The organism is Streptomyces sp. NPDC022552, assembly GCF_055561875.1.
In genome coordinates this window covers 59,521-81,466 of sequence record NZ_JBVHGJ010000005.1, presented here as the reverse complement: position 1 = coordinate 81,466, position 21,946 = coordinate 59,521, and the positions used below count along the sequence as shown (strand labels likewise).

Below are 21,946 nucleotides of genomic sequence, written 5' to 3'. Positions count from 1 at the left end.
CGTCCATGTCCTCGCGCAAGTCCGCGGTGGTGCTCCACCGCACACTCTGGCTGGTGTTCGTCGTCCAGGCGCTCGGCTCGGTCCTCGTCGACCCGCCGTATCCGTACTGGGCGGGCTGGCTGCCGGCGATCGCCGCCGCGGCCCTCGGGATCACGCTCTCCGTGACCGCCCGCAGGCGGATGGCGGCGGCACCGCGGGACCCGGTCGAGGTGGACCCGCCGGTCACCGGCCGCTGGTCGGCGCTCAACAGCCCGGCGGACCGGACGCCCAGCCACGGCACCCACCAGTTCGGCCAGACGTACGCCATCGACATCGTGGAGGAGGACGAGGCGCGACCCCGTCCGCCCTTCGCCCGGCTGTGGCCGGTGGCCCGGCCGGGCGAGGACTTCCCGGCCTTCGACGCGCCGCTGCTCGCCGTCGCCGACGCGACCGTCGTGCACGCCGAGGACGGACAGCGTGACCACCTCAGCCGCAATTCGCTGCCCGCCCTGGTCTATCTGCTGCTGATCGAATCCACCGTCCGCAGCCTCGCCGGTGCCCGTCGCGTCACCGGCAACCACCTCGTCCTCGACCTCGGCGACGGGACGTACGCGATGTACGCGCACCTGAAGCGCGGCTCGCTGACCGTCCGGCCCGGCGACCGGGTGGCCGCCGGTCAGGAACTCGCCCGGTGCGGCAACTCCGGCAACTCCACCGAGCCGCACGTCCACTTCCAGCTGATGGACGGCCCGGACCTGGACACGGCGCGGGGCGTGCCGTTCACCTGGCGCGGTGTCGGCGTACCGAAGAACGGCGAGACGTTCCTCGCGGGCCGCTCGGCCTACTCGGCCTGACCCCAGAAGGCGTCGTTCTCGTCCATGTTCTCGACGCACTCGTCGACATCGGTGATCTTGCCGCCGACGATGGTGAAGAAGAGCGCGCCGTGCATCTCGATGCCGCGGTCGCCGCGGTCGGCGTGGAACTTGTGGGCCGCTATGGCATGCCCGCGGCCGTCGACGGTGATGCTTTCGAGGGCGACCCGCATGGTGCCGTCGGTGAGCGCGCCGAGCTGCTCGTAGTAGTGGACGCAGTTCTCCACACCCTTGTGGTGCCCGGATATCCGGTTGTCGCCCGGCGAGTGGTGCGTGCAGTCCGAGGTCATCAGGGACCGGATCGTGTCCATGTCTCCCTTGGAGAACGCGTCGTAGCCCCGGCGGACCAGGGCGGTGTCAGGGTGCTCAGCCATCGCTGATCGACCCCTCTCAGGCGAATAGGCGCTGTGCTGGAAGCCCTCCCCCTCCAGTCTCCGACTACCCTCGCCCCCATGCCACCGGCCAAGAAGCGCACTCGCAGCTACGACTCCGCGAAGACCCGGGCCGCCGTGCTCGCCCAGTTCAGGAACGTACGGGAGGGGGTGCGCGCGCTGTCGCCGGAGCAGCTCGACGGGCCGACCCGGCTGGGGGAGTGGACCGTACGGGAGCTGGCCGGGCACCTGACGATGGCGGTCGGCGCCGTCGCCCGCGCGCTCGCCGAGCCCGAACCGGCCGAGCAGGAAGTCGCCCTGCTGGACTGGCCGTCGGCGACGGCGACGGCCGCAGCGCGGATCGACGAGGACACCCGGGCGATCGACACGGCCGACCTGGCCGGACTGTACGAGCGGACTGCCGCGCAGTACGAGGAGCGGATCGAGGGCGTCCCCGACGACCGGCTCGTCCCGATGCGCTTCGGCGCCATGCGCCTCGCCGACTTCCTGGTGACCCGGACCGTCGAACTCGTCGTCCACACCGACGACCTCAACGCGGCGACGGGACTGGACATCCCGTACGACCGGCAGGCCCTCGCCGCCTGTACCCGTCTCCTCGCGGACGCGCTGGCGGTGAAGGCGCCGGGCGGCTCGGTCGAGGTACGGGTCCCGCCCTTCGCGGTCGTCCAGTGCGTGGAGGGACCCCGGCACACCCGCGGCACCCCGCCCAACGTCGTCGAGACCGATCCGCTCACCTGGATCCGGCTGGCGACCGGCCGGGCCGGGTGGGCCGAGGAGCTGCACGCGGCGCGGGTCGGCGCGAGCGGGGAGCGGGCCGACCTCGGCGCCCTGCTTCCGCTCATGGGGTGACTCCCCGGAGTCGTACGGAACCGTCCGCGCCGCCCGCCCGTCCCATCCCCATGCTGAAGACACGTCCCATCGCAGCCACCGCAGTCCTGGCCTCGCTCGTCGTGCTCTCGGCGTGCGGCACCGAAAAGGCCGGCTCCGACCCCGGCGCGGGCTCCGTCGCCCCCGACGTGCCCGTCGCCGGAGTCCACTGGGCCTTCGACACCGTGACCGTGGCAGGCAAGGAGACCCGGGCGCCCGACGGCGCCCACATCGAGATCGCCGCGAACGGCAAGGCGTCGGGGAACAGCGGCTGCAACGGCTTCGGTGCCGAGGTGTCGGTCCAGGGGGACACCGTCACCGTGAAGCAGGGCCAAGGCACCGAGATGGCGTGTCCCGGTGAGCGGGGCGCCTTCGAGGCCGTGCTCCAGAAGGTCTTCGCCGGCTCGCTGAAGGCCCGGGTGGACGGTGACCGGCTCACCCTCACCTCGGACGACGGCAAGAACGTCGTCGCGCTGACGTCCGAGCCGGCCGCCCGGCTCAACGGCACCACCTGGGCCGTCGACTCCCTGGTCTCCGGCGAGACGGCCTCCTCACTGCCCAAGGGCAGCGAGGGCAAGGCCACGTTCGTCATCGACGAGGACGGACGGGTCCGCGGCAACCTGGGCTGCAACCGGTTCACGGCCACGGCGAAGGTCACCGCGGAGACGCTCACCGTCACCGGGCCGGTCGCGACCACGCGCATGATCTGCTCGGGCCCGCAGATGGAGCTGGAGACGAAGCTGTACGAGCTCCTCGACGGACCCCTCTCGTACGAGCTGCGCCACCGCACCCTGACCCTCACGGGTGCCGACGGCGAGGGCTTCGCCGCGACCGCGAAGCCGGCGGCGAGCCCGACTCCGTAGCGCCGGGGTCTCAGGACCCGTAGGGCAGCAGGCCGGCGTCCGTCCGTTCCCACGCCGCCCGCAGCGCGGCCAGCCGCTCCTGCTCGTACGGGGCACGGTCCGCCTGTTCGCGGGCGTCCTCGGTCAGATGGAAGAGCTGGTCACGGCCGCTCTTGCCCCGGTAGTACTTCCAGTCCCCGCGGCGCAGCGCCCGCTCGCCCCGCACCCGCCAGAACAGGTCGCGCTCGGGCACCTCCTCGCCGCGCAGCAGGTGCCCGGCGAGGCTGGTGCCGTCCAGCGGGTAGGCGGGGTGGGGGCGGGCGCCGCCCAGTTCGAGCAGGGTCGCGGTCCAGTCCGGGGTGTACACCGGCAGGTCGCTGACCTGCCCGCCGTCTATCCGGGCGGGCCAGCGCAGGACGGACGGCACACGGATGCCGCCTTCCTGGAGCGAGCCCTTGTTCCCGGCGAGCGGCCAGTTGTAGGAGAACCGCTCGCCGCCGTTGTCGCTGGCGAAGAAGACGAGAGTGTCCTCCTCCTGGCCCGAGCGCTTCAGCGCGCGCAGCACCTCGCCCACCGACCGGTCGAGGTCCTCGACCATCTCCTTGTACTTCTCGATCGAGCCGCCGTCCTGGTGCCAGAGGGCGGAGCGGTCGCCCGCCTTGATGCGCCGGACGATCTCGGCGCTCGCCTCCTCGTCGCCGTCGGCGATCCACGGCCAGTGGGGGGTGGTGAAGTTCAGGTTGAGCAGCCAGGGCTTCTCGTGGTCGCGGGCCACGTACTCGCTCGCCCGCTCGGTCAGGATCCGGGTGTAGTAGCGCAGGTCCTTGTACTGCGCGTCGCCCTCGTAGAGGTCGTACTCGCCGCCGAGACCGAGCTTGGAGTAGTACTCCAGGGCGCCGCCGAAGTTGCCGAAGAACTCGTCCCAGCCCGAGCGGGTGGGGGAGTAGTCGGGGAGGTAGCCGCAGTGCCACTTGCCGATGAGGGCGGTGGCGTATCCGGCCTCGCGCAGCCGGGAGGCCAGGGTGGGGTGGGTCGGCTCGAGGCCGACCGACTTGTCGGCGATCGGCTCGGCGAGCCCGCCCTTCGTACGGCCGGGGAAGCGGCCCGTGTAGAGGCTGAAGCGGGTCGGGGAGCAGGTCGCGGAGCCGGAGTAGGCGTTCGTGAACCGGACGCCCTGGCGGGCGAGGCGGTCCAGGTTCGGGGTCCGGATGTGCGGGGATCCGTAGGAGGACAGGTCGGCCCAGCCGAGGTCGTCGCCGAGGATGAAGAGGATGTTCGGCCGGCGGGAGTGCCGGCCGCGAGCGGCACGGAAGGGCCGCTCCGCGGCCTGTGCGGGGCCGGCTCCGGCGCCCAGCGCGCCGACGGCGGCGGCCCCGACGGCCGCCCCGCCGAAGGCGCGCCTGGACAGGGGGATCTTGGGCGTGGGCATGGAGGCTCCTTGGAAGGTGCGGGGTGCGGGAAGGTCCGGGGCGGGCGCGGGACGGCGCGCGACGGTGCGGCCAGGGCGCGGGCCGTGGCTCAGAACAGGGCGCCCGGGACGCCGGGCAGGCGGGGGCCGCGAGGGTCCGTGCGGACACCCGGGATCACGGGCGCGGGGGTGTGATCAGGCGCAGCGACAGATGGCGCTGGCGACACGGACGAGGTCCACGTGTCGGCGCGCGACGAGGGTGACCGCACGGTCACGCACAGGCTGCATGGCGGGGAGCCTGTCCCAGAGCGCGTGCACCTGTCAACGACCGTCCCAGTCCCCGGGACGCAGCCCGGGCCTCTGCGTCGACGCCTCGGCAGCTTCCTGCTCCTCGGGCGCCCGGCGGCCGGGAAGCGGCATCCCTCGTGCGACTCCCGTCACACTCCGAGCCCGCCAGGGGCACCGTACGAGCGTCCGCTTGTGAGCGTCCGACCGGGCGGGAGCCCCTTCCCGCCTAGGCGGGAAGGTGTCTACGCACGTCAATGGATCACTTCGTGCGATCCCACCACTTCGTTGCCCCTCGGATTTCCCCAATTCGGACCAGTGGTCGACCTCCCCTACACTCGGAGGCGTGCCACGTGGTGACGGTCGACTCAATCACGATCTGCTTCCCGGCGAGAAAGGCCCCCAGGACGCTTGTGGCGTCTTCGGTGTCTGGGCTCCGGGTGAAGAGGTCGCAAAGCTCACGTACTTCGGGCTCTACGCCCTCCAGCATCGGGGCCAGGAATCCGCGGGTATCGCGGTCAGCAACGGCTCCCAGATCCTCGTCTTCAAGGACATGGGCCTCGTGTCCCAGGTCTTCGACGAGACCTCTCTCGGTTCCCTCCAGGGTCATATCGCGGTCGGTCACGCCCGCTACTCGACCACCGGTGCCTCCGTGTGGGAGAACGCGCAGCCGACGTTCCGGGCGACCGCCCACGGCTCCATCGCGCTCGGCCACAACGGCAACCTGGTGAACACGGCGCAGCTCGCCGAGATGGTCGCCGACCTGCCGAAGCAGGAAGGCCGCACCACCCGTGTCGCGGCCACCAACGACACCGACCTGCTGACGGCGCTGCTCGCCGCCCAGGTCGACGACGAGGGCAAGCCGCTCACCATCGAGGAGGGCGCCGCCAAGGTCCTTCCCGATGTCCGTGGCGCCTTCTCCCTCGTCTTCATGGACGAGCACACGCTCTACGCGGCCCGTGACCCGCAGGGCATCCGCCCGCTGGTCCTCGGCCGTCTCGAGCGCGGCTGGGTCGTCGCCTCCGAGTCCGCCGCCCTCGACATCTGCGGCGCCAGCTTCGTCCGCGAGGTCGAGCCGGGCGAGATGATCGCGATCGACGAGAACGGCATCCGCACCTCGCGATTCGCGGAAGCGAAGCCCAAGGGCTGTGTCTTCGAGTACGTGTACCTGGCCCGCCCGGACACGGACATCGCCGGCCGCAACGTCTACCTCTCCCGGGTGGAGATGGGCCGTCGCCTCGCCAAGGAGGCCCCGGTCGAGGCGGACCTCGTCATAGCGACGCCGGAGTCCGGCACCCCGGCCGCGATCGGCTACGCCGAGGCCAGCGGCATCCCCTTCGGCGCGGGCCTGGTGAAGAACGCCTACGTGGGCCGCACCTTCATCCAGCCCTCCCAGACCATCCGCCAGCTGGGCATCCGCCTCAAGCTGAACCCCCTCAGGGACGTCATCAAGGGCAAGCGCCTGGTGGTCGTCGACGACTCGATCGTCCGCGGCAACACCCAGCGCGCCCTGGTCAAGATGCTCCGTGAGGCCGGCGCGGCCGAGATCCACATCCGGATCTCCTCCCCGCCGGTGAAGTGGCCCTGCTTCTTCGGCATCGACTTCGCCACGCGCGCGGAGCTGATCGCCAACGGCATGACGATCGAGGAGATCGGCACGTCGCTCGGCGCGGACTCGCTCTCGTACATCTCCATCGACGGGATGATCGAGGCGACCACGATCCAGAAGCCGAACCTCTGCCGCGCCTGCTTCGACGGCGAGTACCCGATGGAGCTTCCGGACCCGGAGCTGCTCGGCAAGCAGCTGCTGGAGAACGAACTGGCCGCCGGCCCCGCCGCCACCGCGGCCGCCGACGCGCTCCGCCGGCCGTAAGACCCCCGCAGTACCGCAGTAACGACACGAAAGCTCTCACCTATGTCTGAGACCACCGGTGCCTCCTACGCGTCCGCGGGCGTCGACATCGAGGCGGGTGACCGCGCCGTCGAGCTCATGAAGGAATGGGTGAAGAAGACGCAGCGCCCCGAGGTCCTCGGTGGCCTCGGCGGCTTCGCCGGCCTCTTCGACGCCTCCGCCCTCAAGCGCTACGAGCGGCCGCTGCTCGCCTCCGCCACCGACGGTGTCGGCACGAAGGTCGACATCGCCCGGCAGATGGGCGTGTACGACACGATCGGCCACGACCTGGTCGCGATGGTCATGGACGACATCGTCGTCTGCGGCGCCGAGCCGCTCTTCATGACCGACTACATCTGCGTCGGCAAGGTCCACCCCGAACGGGTCGCCGCGATCGTCAAGGGCATCGCCGAGGGCTGTGTCCTGGCCGGCACCGCCCTCGTCGGCGGCGAGACCGCCGAGCACCCCGGTCTGCTCGGCCCGGACGACTTCGACGTCGCCGGCGCCGGTACGGGAGTGGTGGAGGCCGACCGGCTGCTCGGCCCCGATCGCATCCGTACGGGTGACGCCGTCATCGCGATGGAGTCCTCCGGCCTTCACTCCAACGGGTACTCGCTCGTCCGGCACGTGGTCTTCGACCGCGCCGGCATGACCCTCGACCAGCACGTCGAGGAGCTCGGCCGGACCCTGGGCGAGGAGCTCCTGGAGCCGACGAAGATCTACTCGCTGGACTGCCTGGCGCTCACCCGGACCGCCGAGGTGCACGCCTTCAGCCACATCACGGGTGGTGGCCTGGCCGCCAACCTGGCGCGGGTGATCCCGGACGGGCTGCACGCCACGGTCGACCGTTCGACCTGGGCGCCCGGCGCGATCTTCGACCTGGTCGGCAAGGCCGGCAAGGTCGAGCGCCTGGAGCTGGAGAAGACACTGAACATGGGTGTCGGCATGATGGCCGTCGTCCCGGCGGAGTCCGTGGAGGTGGCCCTGGCCACCCTGGAGGACCGGGGCGTCGAGGCCTGGGTCGCGGGCGAGATCACCGAGCGCGGCGAGCACGCGACGGGCGCGGAGCTGGTCGGCGACTACGCGGTCTGACACGGCGCTTCGGTGGGTGGGCACCGCCCCGCCCACCGAAGCGCGCGGCCGCGATGTGATGCTGCGGCATCAGGCCGTCATACGGACGCACAGAAACCCGGTCCGGGGTACCCGGACCGGGTTCGGTGTTGAGCAGCGCTCTTTTATGAGGTCAAGCGCGACGCTGGGACGACGCGTCGGGACCGGACTCGTCGTCCTCGTCCTCGTCGTCCGTGTTGTAGAGATCCGCGTACTGCGCGTACGGGTCGTCTTCCTCGTCGTCGTCCTCGAACGGCTCGCCATTCGGCGGCTGGCTCGAAGTCGAAGCGCCCAGCTCGTTGGCCAGACGCGACAGGTCAGTCCCGCCGCTGCTGTACTTCAGCTGGCGGGCGACCTTGGTCTGCTTGGCCTTTGCCCGGCCGCGCCCCATGGCTCGACCCCCTCGGTGACGGGGCTCGGCGGCCCCAGAGTCTTGACACGCGTTCATGATTCGGAACGGGCTCTCGGTGGAGAGACCGGTCCGTAGGGCTTCAACGGTACCTGCTTCCGTGGCCATACGGTACGCCGCACGCATCACATGCCTCGGTACAGAACCATCGAGGTGCCCTGTCCTCGCTGGTCAATCGCGATTTTAACCTCTTCTTGAGGGCCGACCCGCCGACCGGGGTGAGTCATCTCTCGATTGGGGTGAACCTACAAAGTTCACCCGAAGAGCGCCCCGATGGGCCGGCCCCGTCAAGAATCGGCCGGTTCAGCCGCGGCGGGCGTCCGCCATCCGCTGCTCGGCGATCCGGTCGGCGGCCGCGGCCGGCGGAATGCCGTCCGCCTTCGCACGCGCGAAGATTTCGAGAGTGGTGTCGAAGATCTTCGTGGCCTTCGCCTTGCAGCGGTCGAAGTCGAAGCCATGCAGCTCGTCGGCGACCTGGATCACGCCACCGGCGTTGACCACGTAGTCGGGCGCGTAGAGGATGCCGCGGTCCGCGAGGTCCTTCTCGACACCGGGGTGCGCGAGCTGGTTGTTGGCCGCGCCGCAGACGATCTTGGCCGTGAGGACCGGCACGGTCTCGTCGTTCAGGGCGCCGCCGAGGGCGCACGGGGCGTAGATGTCGAGGCCCTCGACGCGGATCAGGGCGTCGGTGTCGGCGACGACCTTGACCTGCGGGAACTTCTCCGTGATCCGGCGTACCGACTCTTCGCGCACATCGGTGATCCAGACCTCGGCGCCGTCCTTCAGGAGGTGCTCGACGAGGTAGTGGCCGACCTTGCCGACGCCCGCGACGCCGACCTTGCGGTCGCGCAGCGTGGGGTCGCCCCACAGGGTCTGCGCGGAGGCGCGCATGCCCTGGAAGACGCCGAAGGCGGTGAGGACCGAGGAGTCGCCGGCGCCGCCGTTCTCGGGGGAGCGGCCGGTGGTCCACCGGTTGGTGCGGGCCACGACGTCCATGTCGGCGACGTAGGTGCCGACGTCGCAGGCCGTCACGTACCGGCCGCCGAGCGAGGCGACCATACGGCCGTAGGCGAGGAGCAGCTCTTCCGTCTTGATCTTGTCGGGGTCGCCGATGATCACGGCCTTGCCGCCGCCGTGGTCGAGGCCGGCCATGGCGTTCTTGTACGACATGCCCCGCGAGAGGTTCAGCGCGTCGGCGACGGCGTCGGCCTCGGAGGCGTACGGGTAGAACCGGGTACCGCCGAGGGCGGGGCCCAGGGCGGTGGAGTGGAGGGCGATGACGGCCTTGAGGCCGGAGGCGCGGTCCTGGCAGAGCACGACTTGCTCGTGGCCACCCTGCTCCGAGTGGAACAGAGTGTGCAGTACGTCAGCAGCAGGAACGCCGGTCACATCGGTCACGGTGGTGACTCCCAAGTACGAAGCGGCGGTTATCCCGGTCCCCCCTGCGGGTGGTGGCGGGACCGGTTCGGCAAGAGAGTAAGTCCTACGCGTGCGTAGATCAGCCGCAGTGCTCAGGATCACCCCCTCCCGGAGTACTGCCGTGGAAGGATCGCGACATGTCGGTCGCCTCTTCGGTCCTCGTTCCGTACGCCTCCTATCTGCGGGTCTACGAGCCGCTGGGGGCCTTTCCGGAGCCGGAGCGGGGGCACTGGGCGCGGTACGTGCGGCGGGCGGAGGTCCCGACGGCTCAGGACGAACTGCGACGGTCTCTGGCGGACTTGCTGCCGACCCCGCCGGTGCCCGTGCCGGTCCACGAGAGCGGGGACGCCTTCGTGGCGGATGTCGACGGCGTGGTCGTGGTCTGTCCGTGGCGGACCAGGCTGCGGGGCTGGCTGGCCCTGGAGGAGCTGGGGCGGGCCCGGGACGCCGACCCGGGGCGTGCGCTGCCGGGGCCGGTGCTCGACGCGATGCTGCCGCCGGTGGTGCGCGCCCAGGTGGCGGCGGACCACGAGCGCTGGCGGGAGCGGAACCCGGACGCCCGCCCGTGGATCCGTACGGCGGTCTGGCAGGTCCCGGTGCGCTGGTTCACCCTCTTCGCGGACGAGGAGCGGGAGTACGTGCCGGGGGACCGGGAGCGGGGCGAGGCGCCGCTCCTGCGGTACCGGACGCCGATGGTGCAGGCGCGGCGGCGGCTGGCGCGGGCGCTGAAGGCGCTGCGGGAGTCGATCGACGAGGGGCCGATGACGGAGGGTCTGGTCGAGATCGGCCGGTGGCTGGAGGAGTTCCATCCGCGGGCGCTGGTGGAGCTGGACTACGGCGGTCTGGTGCACGTGCTGTCGCCGGAGCGGCTCGCGGAGGACCGCTCGGCGGCAGATGCGGCCGAGGGGGTCGCGGCGCTGCGGGACGGCGACGGGGAGGGCGCGAGCGAGGCGTACGGGCGGCTCGCCGAGCGATGGCGTGCCGTCCGCAACCTGCAGTTCGCCAATTGACCATCGACAGGACGCGTCCGGCTGATGTAAATGATCATTGAGCGTCTTGGGGCTTCGGTGTGCCGGCGTGAGGACGTCGGTGTGTTCACGACGGGACGTAGGTCCCGATCCGGGCCTTTGGCTCAAGCGTGACGGATCGCACTTACCGCGCCCTTGCGTCCATCACCCACCCTCGTGCCAAAATAGGACAAGGAGTCCGGGGAGGGTTCCTTCCGCCCAACTTTGGGCGGAACGCTCAGCATTGCACTCTATGGGGGGTCTGACGACTCCTGATCGCTCTGTGACTGATCGTCACAGTGGCGTGACTGTCCGTTATGGCATGGTCCATCGACTTCCGCCGCTGATGAACACCTGCGAGGGCAATTCCATCGGTTTGGCCGACGCGGCTGGACGGATGGTGTAGTTGTAGTGCCGAGGACAAGCCGTTCGTCCTATAACCGACTCGGCCCGCTTCTGCCATTTCGGGCAACGCGGGTCAAGGTGCAGAATTTAGAGGAAAGAACCGAGAAGGTTCGGTTCTCCCGAGGAGGCCGCTCATGACCGCTCGCACCCCTGATGCCGAGCCGCTGCTGACCCCCGCCGAGGTTGCCACGATGTTCCGCGTGGACCCGAAGACGGTGACCCGTTGGGCGAAGGCAGGAAAGCTCACGTCCATCCGCACCCTGGGTGGACACCGCCGCTACCGCGAGGCTGAGGTCCGCGCTCTGCTGGCGGGTATTCCGCAGCAGCGCAGCGAGGCCTGAGGTACGCGCAACACCCTGTAACACCGGGCAATTCCGGGTCCCCCAACCTGGACCGCCCACCCAAGCTCTGCCGACGGGCGCCTGCCCCAACAGGTTCTTCGTCATCGATCGCGCTGGACTCCGCCGGGTCCAGCGCGATCTTTTTTATGTGCCGGCTCACACGCCCCGAAGAGTGGTGCAATTGCACATATTAAATGGGGCTGGTGTAGGGCGGGTATAAAAGCGAGGGGTTGTGAAACTCGTTCGGTGACTCCCGTCACACTGGCGAAGTCTTGCCAAGGAAGAGCCTGCCACTCCTGCGGGAGCGTTCAACGCGCCGTTGGTCATGGGCCGGTGGGACTTTCGTCCTCCGCGCGCTCCAGCTCGATGGCGAGCGCCAGGAGGCGGTGGCAGACCGAACAGTGCCGCGTGAGGTGCCCGCAGCGGGACGCGGCCGCCAGATGGGCGCGCAGCAGCGCCCGTATCTCATGTCTCGACTGTCGTGCCGGCTGTGCCGACGACGACGCCGGCCGTGCCGGTCGTGCTTCGGACGCCGCGGCCATGCGCGACCACCTCCGGTGTGGGCCCCCGATTCCCTGCTGTCTGGGTACCGGGGCCCGGTGGACGCCGTCAATACACCGGACCGCAACGACGGAGACACGAAGAAGGCCCGCACCGATCGGTGCGGGCCTTCCTGGAAGCGATCCTGACGGGACTTGAACCCGCGACCTCCACCTTGACAGGGTGGCGAGCTAACCAACTGCTCCACAGGACCTCGTTCGCAACCCTCAGCGGGGGCTGCGAACAAGACTGTACAGCAGGTCAGAGGGTCTGGTCGAACCGGCGCAAGGCGACACCCCCGGCCGGCCCGTCCGCCTACGGCGCGGCCTGGTCGATCGCCTTCACGATCCGCTTGTCCGAGACCGGATACGCCGTGCCCAGCGCGTGCGCGAAGTAGCTGACCCGGAGCTCCTCGATCATCCAGCGGATGTCGGTGACCTCCGTCGGCACGGGCCGCCCCTTGGGGAGCTGTTCGAGCAGCCAGGCGTACTCGTCCTGCATCTCGTGGACCTTCTCCATGCGGGTGGTGTCCCGCTGGACGCCCGTCGGCATCTGCTGGAGCCGGCGGTCCACGGCCACCAGGTAGCGCATCAGGTCCGGCAGCCGCCGCAGGCCCGCCTTGGTGACGAAGCCCGCCGGCATCAGCCACGCCAGCTGCTCGCGCACGTCCGCCAGGTTGTTGATGAGCGCGAGGCTGTTGGTGGCCTTCAGACGGCGCTCACAGGCCTGCCAGGCGGCCAGGATCTGCTGGACCTGGCTCACCGTCCGTACGGTCGTGTCGACGAGGTCGGCGCGGACCTTGTCGTACAGCTTCCGGAAGGACTCCTCGTCCCAGACCGGCCCGCCGTGGTCGGCGATCAGCTTGTCCGCGGCGGCGGTCGCGCAGTCGTCGAAGAGCGCCTGGATCGAGCCGTGCGGATTACGGGACAGGGCGAGCTTCTGCTGGTTGGTCAGCTTGTCCGAGGCGAACTTCGCCGGGTTCACCGGGATGTTCAGCAGGATCAGCTTCCTGGTGCCCCGCCACATCGCCTGCGCCTGCTCGGCCTCCGTGTCGAAGAGTCGTACGGAGACGGTGTCGCCCGCGTCCACGAGCGCCGGGTACGCCTTGACCGGCTGTCCGGCCCGACGGGTCTCGAAGACCTTCGTGAGCGTGCCGATCGTCCACTGGGTGAGCCCTGTGCGCTCCAGGGACTGCCCGGAGCCGTCAGGGCCGCTCGTGGCGGCCGCCGCGGCCTTGGAGAGGGCCTGGCGGGCCTTGGGGCGCAGCTTCAGCTTCAGCGCCTCCAGGTCCTTGTCCTCGGCCAGCTTGCGTCGCCGCTCGTCGACGATCCGGAAGGTGATCTTCAGGTGGTCTGCGATCCGCGACAGGTCGAAGTCGTCCGGCGAGACCGGCACGCCGACCATCCGGTGCAGCTCGCGGGCGAGCGTCACCGTCAGCGGCTCCTGGAGGGGGACCGCAGAGTCCAGGAAGCGGGTCGCGAAGTTCGGCGCCGGCACGTAGTTGCGGCGGATCGGCTTCGGGAGCGAACGGATCAGCTCCGTGACGATCTCCTCGCGCAGGCCCGGGATCTGCCAGTCGAAGCCCTCGTCCGTGACCTGGTTGAGCACCTGGAGCGGAATGTGGACGGTCACACCGTCGGCGTCCGCGCCCGGCTCGAACTGGTACGTCACCCGGAACTTCAGCGGCCCCTGGCGCCAGGAGTCCGGGTAGTCGTCCTTCGTGACCCCGGCGGCCTTCTCGTTGATGAGCATCTCGCGCTCGAAGTCGAGGAACTCCGGTTCCTCGTGCCGCTTGTGCTTCCACCACGAGTCGAAGTGCGCGCCCGACACGACGTGTTCGGGCACCCGCTTGTCGTAGAAGTCGAAGAGCGTCTCGTCGTCGACGAGGATGTCCCGGCGCCGGGCGCGGTGCTCCAGCTCCTCGACCTCGGTGAGCAGCTTGCGGTTGTCGGCGAAGAACTTGTGGTGCGTGCGCCAGTCGCCCTCGACGAGCGCGTTGCGGATGAAGAGGTCGCGGGAGGCCTCGGGGTCGATGCGCCCGTAGTTCACCTTGCGGTCGGTGACGATCGGCACGCCGTAGAGCGTGACCTTCTCGATCGCCATGACCGCCGCCTGGTCCTTCTCCCAGTGCGGCTCGCTGTACGTCTTCTTGATCAGGTGCTGGGCGAGCGGCTCGATCCACTCCGGCTCGATCTTCGCGTTGACCCGCGCCCACAGCCGCGAGGTCTCCACCAGCTCGGCCGACATGATGAAGCGCGGGGGCTTCTTGAAGAGCGCCGAGCCCGGGAAGACGGCGAACTTGGCGCTGCGGGCGCCCAGGTACTCGTTCTTGGCGCCTTCCTTCACGTCCTTCATCCCGATGTGGCTCAGGAGCCCCGCGAGCAGGGAGGTGTGCACGGACTGCTCGGGCGCGTCCTCCTCGTTGAGGTGGATGCCCATCTGCTTGGCGACCGTCCGCAGCTGCGCGTAGATGTCCTGCCACTCGCGGATGCGCAGGAAGTTCAGGTACTCCTGCTTGCACATCCGGCGGAACGAGCTGGACCCGCGCTCCTTCTGCTGCTCGCGGATGTAGCGCCAGAGGTTGAGGTAGGCCAGGAAGTCGCTGGTCTCGTCCTTGAAGCGGGCGTGCTGCTGATCGGCCTGGGCCTGCTTCTCGGCGGGCCGCTCGCGCGGGTCCTGGATGGAGAGCGCGGCCGCGATCACCATGACTTCCCGTACGCAGCCGTTCTTGTCGGCCTCCAGGACCATCCGGGCCAGACGGGGGTCGACGGGGAGCTGGGAGAGCTTGCGGCCCTGCTCCGTCAGCCGCTTCTTCGGATCCTTCTCCGCGGGGTTCAGGGCCCCGAGTTCCTGGAGGAGCTGTACGCCGTCGCGGATGTTGCGGTGGTCCGGCGGGTCGATGAAGGGGAACTTCTCGATCTCGCCGAGGCCGGCCGCGGTCATCTGGAGGATGACGGAGGCGAGGTTCGTCCGGAGGATCTCGGCGTCCGTGAACTCCGGGCGGGTGAGGAAGTCGTCCTCGGAGTAGAGCCGGATGCAGATGCCGTCGGAGGTACGGCCGCAGCGGCCCTTGCGCTGGTTGGCGCTGGCCTGGCTGACCCGCTCGATCGGCAGGCGCTGGACCTTGGTCCGGTGGGAGTAGCGGGAGATCCGGGCGTTGCCCGGATCGATCACGTACTTGATGCCGGGGACGGTCAGCGAGGTCTCGGCCACGTTGGTGGCGAGGACGATCCGGCGACCGGAGTGCGCCTGGAAGACGCGGTGCTGCTCGGCGTGGGAGAGGCGGGCGTAGAGGGGGAGGACCTCGGTGTTGCGGAGCTGCTTCTTCAGCAGCGCGTCCGCGGTGTCGCGGATCTCCCGCTCGCCGGAGAGGAAGACGAGGATGTCGCCGGGGCCTTCGGACTGGAGTTCGTCGACGGCGTCGCAGATCGCGGTGATCTGGTCGCGGTCGCTCTCCTCCGAGTCCTCTTCGAGGAGGGGCCGGTAGCGGACCTCCACCGGGTACGTCCGTCCGCTCACCTCGACGATCGGCGCCTCGCCGAAGTGGCGGGAGAAGCGCTCGGGGTCGATGGTCGCGGAGGTGATGACGACCTTGAGGTCCGGGCGCTTGGGGAGCAGCTGGGCCAGATAGCCGAGCAGGAAGTCGATGTTGAGGGACCGCTCGTGGGCCTCGTCGATGATGATCGTGTCGTACGCGCGCAGCTCGCGGTCCGTCTGGATCTCGGCGAGCAGGATGCCGTCGGTCATCAGCTTCACGAAGGTCGCGTCGGGGTTCACCTGGTCGGTGAAGCGGACCTTCCAGCCGACCGCCTCGCCCAGCGGGGTCCTCAGCTCCTCCGCGACCCGCTCGGCGACCGTGCGGGCGGCGATCCGGCGGGGCTGGGTGTGGCCGATCATGCCCCGGACGCCCCGGCCGAGCTCCAGACAGATCTTGGGGATCTGCGTCGTCTTGCCGGAGCCGGTCTCACCGGCGACGATCACGACCTGGTGGTCGCGTATCGCCTCCAGGATCGCGTCCTTCTTCTGCGAGACGGGCAGCTGCTCGGGGTACGTGACCGCGGGCACGCGGGAGGCCCGCCCGTCGACGCGCTCCTTGGCCTTGCCGGCCTCGGCGGCGATCTCGTCCAGGACGGCCTCACGGGCCTCGGGCTTGCGGATGCGGCGGGCGCCCTCGAGGCGGCGGCCGAGCCGGTGGGCGTCCCGCAGCGAGACCTCGGCCAGGACGGACTGGAGGGCGGCGAAGGAAGTAGACATACGGAATCCAGGATCGCACCCCGGGCCGAGAACGAGCGAACCGATTTCTGTGAGGTGCGCCCCGGGTGCGGGCGCGGTCCGGGCGGGGCGCGGCCGGGGTCGCGGCGGGGTCCGGGCGGGGTGCGGGCGCGGTCCCGGGGAGGTGCGGCCCGTAATATTTCGGGCACGTCGAGCTGAGAGGTACCCCCATGTCCCGCACCGTCCGCGCGTTCGCGGCGCTCGCCGCGCTCGTGGGTGTGGTGCTCGGGATGCTGGGGTGCGGCGCGGGCACGGCGGTGGCGAGCGGGCCGGAGGCGGCCGCGCCCGTGGTCGCGGGGAGCGTGACGCCGGGCTGCGGCCAGGGGCACGCGGCCGACGGCGCCGCAAGGCCGGCCACGCCTCCGCGCCCGAACGGTTTCGGGGAGCTGCTGCCCACGCTCGCGGGGGAGCGTGCGGCGGGCGGGGTCTGCGGCGCCGACCAGGTGATACGCGAGCTGTTGCCGGGGCCCGAGCCACCGGACCTCGTACCGCCTTCACCGGTGGAGCTTTCGATCCTGCGCGTGTAGCGGGCCGGGCCTTCTCCGTCGTCCGTCCCCTCTCTCGTCACGTCCAGGAGCGTTTCCGCATGCCCAAGTCCACGTCCGAGCCCGCGTCCAAGGCCAAGCCGATCATGATCGTCTCCGGGGTGGCCGTCGCCGCCGCGCTCCTCGGAGTCGTCTCGTACACCGCCACCAAGCCCGCGTCCCAGGGCTCCTCTGGATCGTCGGCCGTCGCCGAGGTCTCCGCCGACCCGGGCAACGGCGTCTACCCCGAGCTGGAGGCCTACGCCCGCCGCGACGCCTCCGACAAGCTGGCCCTGGGGCGGGCCGACGCGCCCGTGGTGCTGATCGAGTACGCCGACTTCAAGTGCGGCTACTGCGGGCAGTTCGCCCGCGACACCGAGCCCGAGCTGATCAAGAAGTACGTCGAGAACGGCACCCTGCGCATCGAGTGGCGGAACTTCCCGATCTTCGGCGAGGAGTCGGAGGCCGCGGCCCGCGCGTCGTGGGCGGCGGGGCAGCAGGGCCGGTTCTGGGAGTTCCACAAGGCGGCGTACGCCGAAGGGGCCAAGGAGAAGGGCTTCGGCGCGGAGCGCCTGAACGCGCTCGCGAAGGAGGCCGGGGTCCCGGACCTGGCGCGGTTCGCGAAGGACACGGAGGGCGCGGCGGCCCGGGAGGCGGTGAGCAAGGACCAGGAGCAGGCGTACTCGCTGGGCGCCACCTCGACCCCGTCGTTCCTGGTCAACGGGCGGCCGATCGCGGGCGCGCAGCCGATGGAGGCGTTCACGCAGGCGATCGACGCGGCGGCGAGGACGGCGAAGGCGCCGCATGCTTCGAAGGGCAGCCGATGACCTCCGACATCGGCTATCTGGCCGCGTTCCTCGGTGGTCTCCTCGCCCTGCTGAGCCCGTGCAGCGCTCTGCTGCTCCCGGCCTTCTTCGCGTACTCGATCGACTCGACGAGCCGGCTGCTCGCCCGTACCGGCATCTTCTACGCCGGTCTGGCCACCACGCTCGTCCCGCTCGGCGCGGCCGGGTCGTTCGCCGGGCGGCTCTTCTACGGGAACCGCGATCTGCTCGTGGCGCTCGGCGGCTGGACGATCATCGTCCTCGGGGTGCTCCAGATCTTGGGGATGGGCTTCGCCTCGCGCCGTATGGCCGAGGTCAGCGGCCGGATCCGCCCCACGACGGCGGTCTCCGTCTACGCCCTGGGCCTGGTCTACGGCCTGGCCGGTTTCTGCGCGGGCCCGATCCTCGGCAGTGTCCTGACGGTGGCGGCGCTGAGCGGCAGTCCGGCGTACGGCGGTCTGCTGCTCGCGGTGTACGCGCTGGGGATGGCGGTGCCGCTGTTCCTGCTGGCGCTGCTCTGGGAGCGGTACGAGCTGGGCCGGCGCCGCTGGCTGCGGGGGCGCACGGTCCGGGCGGGCCGCTTCGAGCTGCACACGACGTCGCTGCTGTCGGGGCTGTTCTTCGTGGTGCTCGGCACGCTCTTCCTGGCCTTCGACGGGACGACGGCGCTGCCGGGGCTCCTCTCGGTGGACGACTCGTTCGCGGTGGAGGAGCGGGTGGCGTCGCTGGGCCGTTCGGTGCCCGACTGGGCGCTGCTGGTGGTGGTCGTCGCCGTGGTGGCCGTGGTGCTCGCGGTCCGGGGCTGGCGCGGCCGGAGCCGGGCGGTCTGAGGAGTGCCGGGTGCCCGGTCATGAGGACCGGGCACCCGGCACCGCCCCCGTACCCCCCCGCGCAACACGAAGAAGGCCCCGTTCTTTCGAACGGGGCCTTCTCTTTGTGGCTGGGGCCGGGGTCGAACCGGCGACCTATCGCTTTTCAGGCGATCGCTCGTACCAACTGAGCTACCCAGCCACGAGACTGTTTCCAGCCTCAGCGATCCTGACGGGACTTGAACCCGCGACCTCCACCTTGACAGGGTGGCGAGCTAACCAACTGCTCCACAGGACCTTGCGATGTGCGAGCACTAGTCTCGCACAGGATGTTGCGTGCCCCCAACGGGATTCGAACCCGTGCTACCGCCTTGAAAGGGCGGCGTCCTGGGCCACTAGACGATGAGGGCTAGGGGCTCACCTGGGCGCTTCTCAGCGCGTCGGGGACGTGAGAAGCATATGGGATACCGGCCGCTATCGCCAAAACGGTTTCACCTGGGGGGACAATGGCCGAGTGCTGGAGATGACGCGTGAGGAGTTCGAGGAGCTTGTCGCCGAGGCCCTGGACCGGATCCCGCCGGAGCTGACGCGGCTGATGGACAACGTCGCGGTGTTCGTCGAGGACGAGCCCGCGCCGGACGATCCGGAGCTGCTGGGGCTGTACGAGGGGACTCCGCTGACCGACCGGGGTGAGTGGTACGCGGGGGTGCTGCCGGACCGGATCACGATCTACCGGGGGCCGACGCTGCGGATGTGCGAGTCGCGCGAGGACGTGGTCGAGGAGACCGAGATCACCGTCGTGCACGAGATCGCCCACCACTTCGGCATCGACGACGAGCGGCTGCACGCACTGGGCTACGGCTGACGGCCGACGGGTGGGTGCTCCCAGGTGGTTGCCGTGGGGGCGTGTCCCTTGCGGTGCAAAGGAAGTTGGGCAGGCAGACACGTTCTTCCGCCTGTCCTTCCCGCCCTTTGTGTCCTGGAGGTGCCCTCCGTGCGCCAATTGCCTTCCCGCGTGAGATGGGCCGCCACCGCGTTGGCGGTCGCCGCCTGTGCCGGTCTGAGCGGCTGCATGAGTGTGAGTGACGAGGGCGCGAAGCCGGCGCCGAGCAAGTCCGCGGGGAAGCAGGACGGCGTGGCGGCCGAGTCCGGCGGCGGCGTCGGCGTCTCCTCGGGCAGGCACGGCGGAACGGGCCGGGACGCGGCCGGGGTGAGCGGTCCTGACGCGGACGGTGCGGGCGAGGAGTCGCCGGTGCCGAGCGGGTCGCCGTCGGCCTCCGGGAAGCCGCCCGCCGACCCGCCGGCGGGCGGGGCCGGCGGGAGCGTGCCCGAGCCGGGCGGTCAGGTGCCCGGCGGGACGGACGGTGGCGTGGGCGGACCGAGCGAGCCGGCCGGGGAGCCCAGCCCGCCGGTCGACCCTCCGGAGCCCTCTCCCACCCCCACCGAGGAGCCGAGCCCGACCCCGAGTCCGGAGCCCACGCCCGACCCGTCCGACTCGCCGACCGCGAGCCCCGGGGCGGACACGCACATGGGGGCGATGAGGGCGGCGGACGGGCCGGGAGGGCCGGTGGAGCCGGAGGCATCTCCGCAGGTCGGGCCGGTGTGACGGAGTCCGGTTTGCCATAGGTGGGGGAGGGTGCGTATGGTGGTAGATCGTTTGATCCCATTGCCCGGCGCCGACACAGAAGAGCGCCGCGTGGCGCGTACTCTCCCTAGCCGTGGCTGGACCGCATTGAGGCGGTCGAATTGCGAATTTCACGGAGTTGACGGGCGCGTGCCGAGACTCCGGAAGGTTTCGCATTTCGCATGTCCATTTTCAGTTCTGACCACGCCGTCATGCCCGAGAACGACGAGATCGTCGAGGCCGTAGAGGCCACCGAGATCGTCGAGACCGAGGCGTCCGACGTCACCGAGGCCGTCGAGGCCTCCGAGGCCGAGTCCTCCGAGCCCACCGTCACCTTCGCCGACCTGGGCCTGCCCGAGGGCGTCGTGCGCAAGCTCGCGCAGAACGGTGTGACCACCCCCTTCCCGATCCAGGCGGCGACCATCCCGGACGCCCTGGCCGGCAAGGACATCCTCGGTCGCGGCCGTACCGGCTCCGGCAAGACCCTCTCCTTCGGTCTGCCGACGCTGGCCCAGCTGGCCGGCGGCCACACCGAGAAGAAGAAGCCCCGCGCGGTCATCCTCACCCCGACCCGTGAGCTCGCGATGCAGGTCGCGGACGCCCTTCAGCCGTACGGCGACGTGCTCGGCCTGAAGATCAAGGTCGTCTGCGGCGGTACGTCCATGGGCAACCAGATCTACGCCCTGGAGCGCGGCGTCGACATCCTCGTCGCCACCCCGGGCCGTCTGCGCGACATCATCAACCGTGGCGCCTGCTCCCTGGAGAACGTCCAGGTCGCCGTCCTCGACGAGGCCGACCAGATGTCCGACCTGGGCTTCCTGCCCGAGGTCACCGAGCTGCTCGACCAGGTCCCCGAGGGTGGCCAGCGCATGCTCTTCTCCGCCACCATGGAGAACGAGATCGGCACGCTGGTCAAGCGCTACCTGAACAACCCGGTCAGCCACGAGGTCGACAGCGCCCAGGGCAACGTCACCACGATGACCCACCACGTCCTCGTCGTGAAGCCGAAGGACAAGGCGCCGGTCACGGCCGCCATCGCCGCCCGCAAGGGCCGCACGATCATCTTCGTCCGCACCCAGCTGGGCGCCGACCGCATCGCCGAGCAGCTCGTCGAGGCCGGCGTGAAGGCGGACGCGCTGCACGGCGGCATGACGCAGGGTGCCCGTACCCGCGTGCTCGCCGACTTCAAGGACGGCTACGTCAACGCGCTGGTCGCCACCGACGTCGCCGCCCGCGGTATCCACGTCGACGGCATCGACCTGGTCCTGAACGTGGACCCGGCCGGTGACCACAAGGACTACCTGCACCGCTCGGGCCGTACCGCCCGTGCCGGCCGTTCGGGCGTCGTGGTCTCCCTGGCCCTGCCGCACCAGCGCCGCCAGATCTTCCGTCTGATGGAGGACGCGGGCGTCGACGCCTCGCGTCACATCGTGGGCGGCGCGGGCGCGTTCGACCCGGAGGTCGCCGAGATCACCGGTGCGCGTTCGCTCACCGAGGTCCAGGCCGACTCCGCGAACAACGCCGCCAAGCAGGCGGAGCGCGAGGTCGCCGACCTCACCAAGCAGCTGGAGCGTCTGACGCGCCGCGCCGCCGAGCTCCGCGAGGAGGCCGACCGTCTGGTCGCCCGTTCCGCGCGCGAGCGGGGCGAGGACCCGGAGGCCGCGGTCGCCGAGGTGACGGAGGCCGCCGAGGCCGAGGTCGCCGCGGCCGTCGTCGCCGCCGAGCCGGTCCAGGAGCGCCGCGAGGAGCGCACCCCCGCGTTCCGTGACGAGCGGGGCAACTACGAGCGCCGTGACCGTGGTGGCGACCGTGGTGGCTTCCGCCGCGACGACCGTCGTGACGACCGCGGTGGGGACCGTGGTGGCTTCCGCCGTGACGACAACCGGGGTGGCGGCTTCCGCCGTGACAACGACCGTCCGTCGGGTGGTTTCCGCCGCGACAACGACCGTCCGTCCGGTGGCTTCCGCCGTGACGACCGTCCGTCGGGCGGCTTCAACCGCGACGACCGTGGCGGCCGTTCCTTCGAGCGTCGTGACAACGACCGTCCGTCGGGTGGTTTCCGCCGCGACAACGACCGTCCGTCCGGTGGCTTCCGCCGTGACGACCGTCCGTCGGGCGGCTTCAAC

Annotated in this window: 20 protein-coding genes and 4 tRNA genes; 13 read left to right on the top strand and 11 right to left on the bottom strand. The window is 70.4% G+C overall.

What is annotated here, in order from left to right; translation table 11 throughout:
* The first annotated feature begins 5 nt into the window (after nucleotides 1-5).
* Entirely contained in the window at nucleotides 6-833 is an 828-nt protein-coding gene (locus ACZ3OF_RS15900; RefSeq protein ID WP_467305061.1) for a M23 family metallopeptidase, read from the top strand.
* Here the strand turns inward: ACZ3OF_RS15900 and ACZ3OF_RS15895 are convergent.
* Nucleotides 821-1,225, bottom strand: coding sequence for a nuclear transport factor 2 family protein (locus ACZ3OF_RS15895; protein ID WP_361670573.1), 405 nt, complete (start codon nucleotides 1,223-1,225; stop codon nucleotides 821-823). The two genes, ACZ3OF_RS15900 and ACZ3OF_RS15895, sit on opposite strands and share 13 nt — an antisense overlap.
* Before the next feature lie 78 nt (nucleotides 1,226-1,303).
* On the opposite strand from ACZ3OF_RS15895, the gene ACZ3OF_RS15890 reads away from it, so the two are divergent.
* Together ACZ3OF_RS15890 and ACZ3OF_RS15885 are read left to right on the top strand one after the other, a co-directional pair.
* Nucleotides 1,304-2,092, top strand: coding sequence for a maleylpyruvate isomerase family mycothiol-dependent enzyme (locus ACZ3OF_RS15890; protein ID WP_467305059.1), 789 nt, complete (start codon nucleotides 1,304-1,306; stop codon nucleotides 2,090-2,092).
* Between the two features lie 50 nt (nucleotides 2,093-2,142).
* A complete protein-coding gene (locus ACZ3OF_RS15885) occupies nucleotides 2,143-2,973 on the top strand; it encodes an META domain-containing protein (RefSeq protein WP_361670579.1) in 831 nt (276 codons plus the stop codon).
* A 10-nt stretch (nucleotides 2,974-2,983) separates the two neighbouring features.
* On the opposite strand, the gene ACZ3OF_RS15880 is transcribed toward ACZ3OF_RS15885, so the two are convergent.
* Together ACZ3OF_RS15880 and ACZ3OF_RS15875 are read right to left on the bottom strand one after the other, a co-directional pair.
* Nucleotides 2,984-4,381 (bottom strand): sulfatase family protein, encoded by a 1,398-nt coding sequence (locus ACZ3OF_RS15880; RefSeq protein ID WP_467305056.1) that lies wholly within the window; start codon nucleotides 4,379-4,381, stop codon nucleotides 2,984-2,986.
* 174 nt (nucleotides 4,382-4,555) lie between these two features.
* On the bottom strand, nucleotides 4,556-4,648 hold the full coding sequence (locus ACZ3OF_RS15875; RefSeq protein ID WP_352189727.1) for a putative leader peptide: 93 nt from the start codon (nucleotides 4,646-4,648) through the stop codon (nucleotides 4,556-4,558).
* 343 nt (nucleotides 4,649-4,991) lie between these two features.
* Between ACZ3OF_RS15875 and purF the strand changes: the two genes are divergently transcribed.
* Nucleotides 4,992-6,518 carry an amidophosphoribosyltransferase gene (gene purF, locus ACZ3OF_RS15870; protein ID WP_361435749.1) on the top strand — a complete coding sequence of 509 codons (1,527 nt, stop codon included), beginning with the start codon at nucleotides 4,992-4,994 and terminating at the stop codon, nucleotides 6,516-6,518.
* A 42-nt stretch (nucleotides 6,519-6,560) separates the two neighbouring features.
* Entirely contained in the window at nucleotides 6,561-7,628 is a 1,068-nt protein-coding gene (purM, locus tag ACZ3OF_RS15865) for a phosphoribosylformylglycinamidine cyclo-ligase (protein ID WP_361670583.1), read from the top strand.
* 151 nt (nucleotides 7,629-7,779) lie between these two features.
* On the opposite strand, the gene ACZ3OF_RS15860 is transcribed toward purM, so the two are convergent.
* Together ACZ3OF_RS15860 and ACZ3OF_RS15855 are read right to left on the bottom strand one after the other, a co-directional pair.
* The gene (locus tag ACZ3OF_RS15860) at nucleotides 7,780-8,037 is read right to left on the bottom strand and encodes a DUF3073 domain-containing protein (protein WP_352189724.1); all 258 of its coding nucleotides are present in this window, start codon (nucleotides 8,035-8,037) and stop codon (nucleotides 7,780-7,782) included.
* Between the two features lie 321 nt (nucleotides 8,038-8,358).
* A complete protein-coding gene (locus ACZ3OF_RS15855; protein ID WP_361670586.1) occupies nucleotides 8,359-9,453 on the bottom strand; it encodes a Leu/Phe/Val dehydrogenase in 1,095 nt (364 codons plus the stop codon).
* A 158-nt stretch (nucleotides 9,454-9,611) separates the two neighbouring features.
* On the opposite strand from ACZ3OF_RS15855, the gene ACZ3OF_RS15850 reads away from it, so the two are divergent.
* On the top strand, nucleotides 9,612-10,484 hold the full coding sequence (locus ACZ3OF_RS15850; RefSeq protein WP_361670589.1) for a DUF8083 family protein: 873 nt from the start codon (nucleotides 9,612-9,614) through the stop codon (nucleotides 10,482-10,484).
* 536 nt (nucleotides 10,485-11,020) lie between these two features.
* Nucleotides 11,021-11,227, top strand: coding sequence for a developmental transcriptional regulator BldC (gene bldC, locus ACZ3OF_RS15845; RefSeq protein ID WP_003949541.1), 207 nt, complete (start codon nucleotides 11,021-11,023; stop codon nucleotides 11,225-11,227).
* Nucleotides 11,228-11,550: 323 nt separating this feature from the next.
* Here the strand turns inward: bldC and ACZ3OF_RS15840 are convergent, their stop codons facing one another.
* From ACZ3OF_RS15840 to hrpA, 3 genes are all read right to left on the bottom strand, one after another.
* On the bottom strand, nucleotides 11,551-11,769 hold the full coding sequence (locus tag ACZ3OF_RS15840; RefSeq protein ID WP_467305051.1) for a DUF6274 family protein: 219 nt from the start codon (nucleotides 11,767-11,769) through the stop codon (nucleotides 11,551-11,553).
* Nucleotides 11,770-11,907: 138 nt separating this feature from the next.
* Nucleotides 11,908-11,981 (bottom strand) — tRNA-Asp (locus tag ACZ3OF_RS15835).
* A gap of 101 nt (nucleotides 11,982-12,082) precedes the next feature.
* Nucleotides 12,083-16,021 carry an ATP-dependent RNA helicase HrpA gene (gene hrpA, locus ACZ3OF_RS15830; RefSeq protein ID WP_467305049.1) on the bottom strand — a complete coding sequence of 1,313 codons (3,939 nt, stop codon included), beginning with the start codon at nucleotides 16,019-16,021 and terminating at the stop codon, nucleotides 12,083-12,085.
* Nucleotides 16,022-16,209: 188 nt separating this feature from the next.
* Between hrpA and ACZ3OF_RS15825 the strand changes: the two genes are divergently transcribed.
* From ACZ3OF_RS15825 to ACZ3OF_RS15815, 3 genes are read left to right on the top strand one after another with little or no spacing between them, the layout of a single operon-like run.
* Nucleotides 16,210-16,566, top strand: coding sequence for a hypothetical protein (locus ACZ3OF_RS15825; protein WP_361670595.1), 357 nt, complete (start codon nucleotides 16,210-16,212; stop codon nucleotides 16,564-16,566).
* 59 nt (nucleotides 16,567-16,625) lie between these two features.
* A complete protein-coding gene (locus ACZ3OF_RS15820) occupies nucleotides 16,626-17,390 on the top strand; it encodes a DsbA family protein (RefSeq protein WP_361670598.1) in 765 nt (254 codons plus the stop codon).
* Nucleotides 17,387-18,217, top strand: a complete 831-nt coding sequence (locus ACZ3OF_RS15815) for a cytochrome c biogenesis CcdA family protein (RefSeq protein WP_467305046.1) — start codon at nucleotides 17,387-17,389, stop codon at nucleotides 18,215-18,217. Before ACZ3OF_RS15820 ends, ACZ3OF_RS15815 begins: the two co-directional genes overlap by 4 nt.
* Nucleotides 18,218-18,324: 107 nt before the next feature.
* On the opposite strand, the gene ACZ3OF_RS15810 is transcribed toward ACZ3OF_RS15815, so the two are convergent.
* From ACZ3OF_RS15810 to ACZ3OF_RS15800, 3 genes are all read right to left on the bottom strand, one after another.
* Nucleotides 18,325-18,398, bottom strand: a tRNA-Phe gene (locus ACZ3OF_RS15810).
* A 22-nt stretch (nucleotides 18,399-18,420) separates the two neighbouring features.
* Nucleotides 18,421-18,494: transfer RNA gene (locus ACZ3OF_RS15805), tRNA-Asp, on the bottom strand.
* Between the two features lie 39 nt (nucleotides 18,495-18,533).
* Nucleotides 18,534-18,606, bottom strand: a tRNA-Glu gene (locus tag ACZ3OF_RS15800).
* A 104-nt stretch (nucleotides 18,607-18,710) separates the two neighbouring features.
* On the opposite strand from ACZ3OF_RS15800, the gene ACZ3OF_RS15795 reads away from it, so the two are divergent.
* The 3 genes from ACZ3OF_RS15795 to ACZ3OF_RS15785 all read left to right on the top strand — a co-directional run.
* Entirely contained in the window at nucleotides 18,711-19,061 is a 351-nt protein-coding gene (locus ACZ3OF_RS15795) for a metallopeptidase family protein (RefSeq protein ID WP_352189716.1), read from the top strand.
* Nucleotides 19,062-19,211: 150 nt separating this feature from the next.
* Nucleotides 19,212-19,802: a hypothetical protein gene (locus tag ACZ3OF_RS15790; protein WP_361670604.1), complete on the top strand. Its 591-nt coding sequence runs from the start codon at nucleotides 19,212-19,214 to the stop codon at nucleotides 19,800-19,802.
* A 200-nt stretch (nucleotides 19,803-20,002) separates the two neighbouring features.
* Nucleotides 20,003-21,946: DEAD/DEAH box helicase (locus ACZ3OF_RS15785; RefSeq protein ID WP_467305042.1), on the top strand; the 1,944-nt coding region annotated here is incomplete at its 3' end.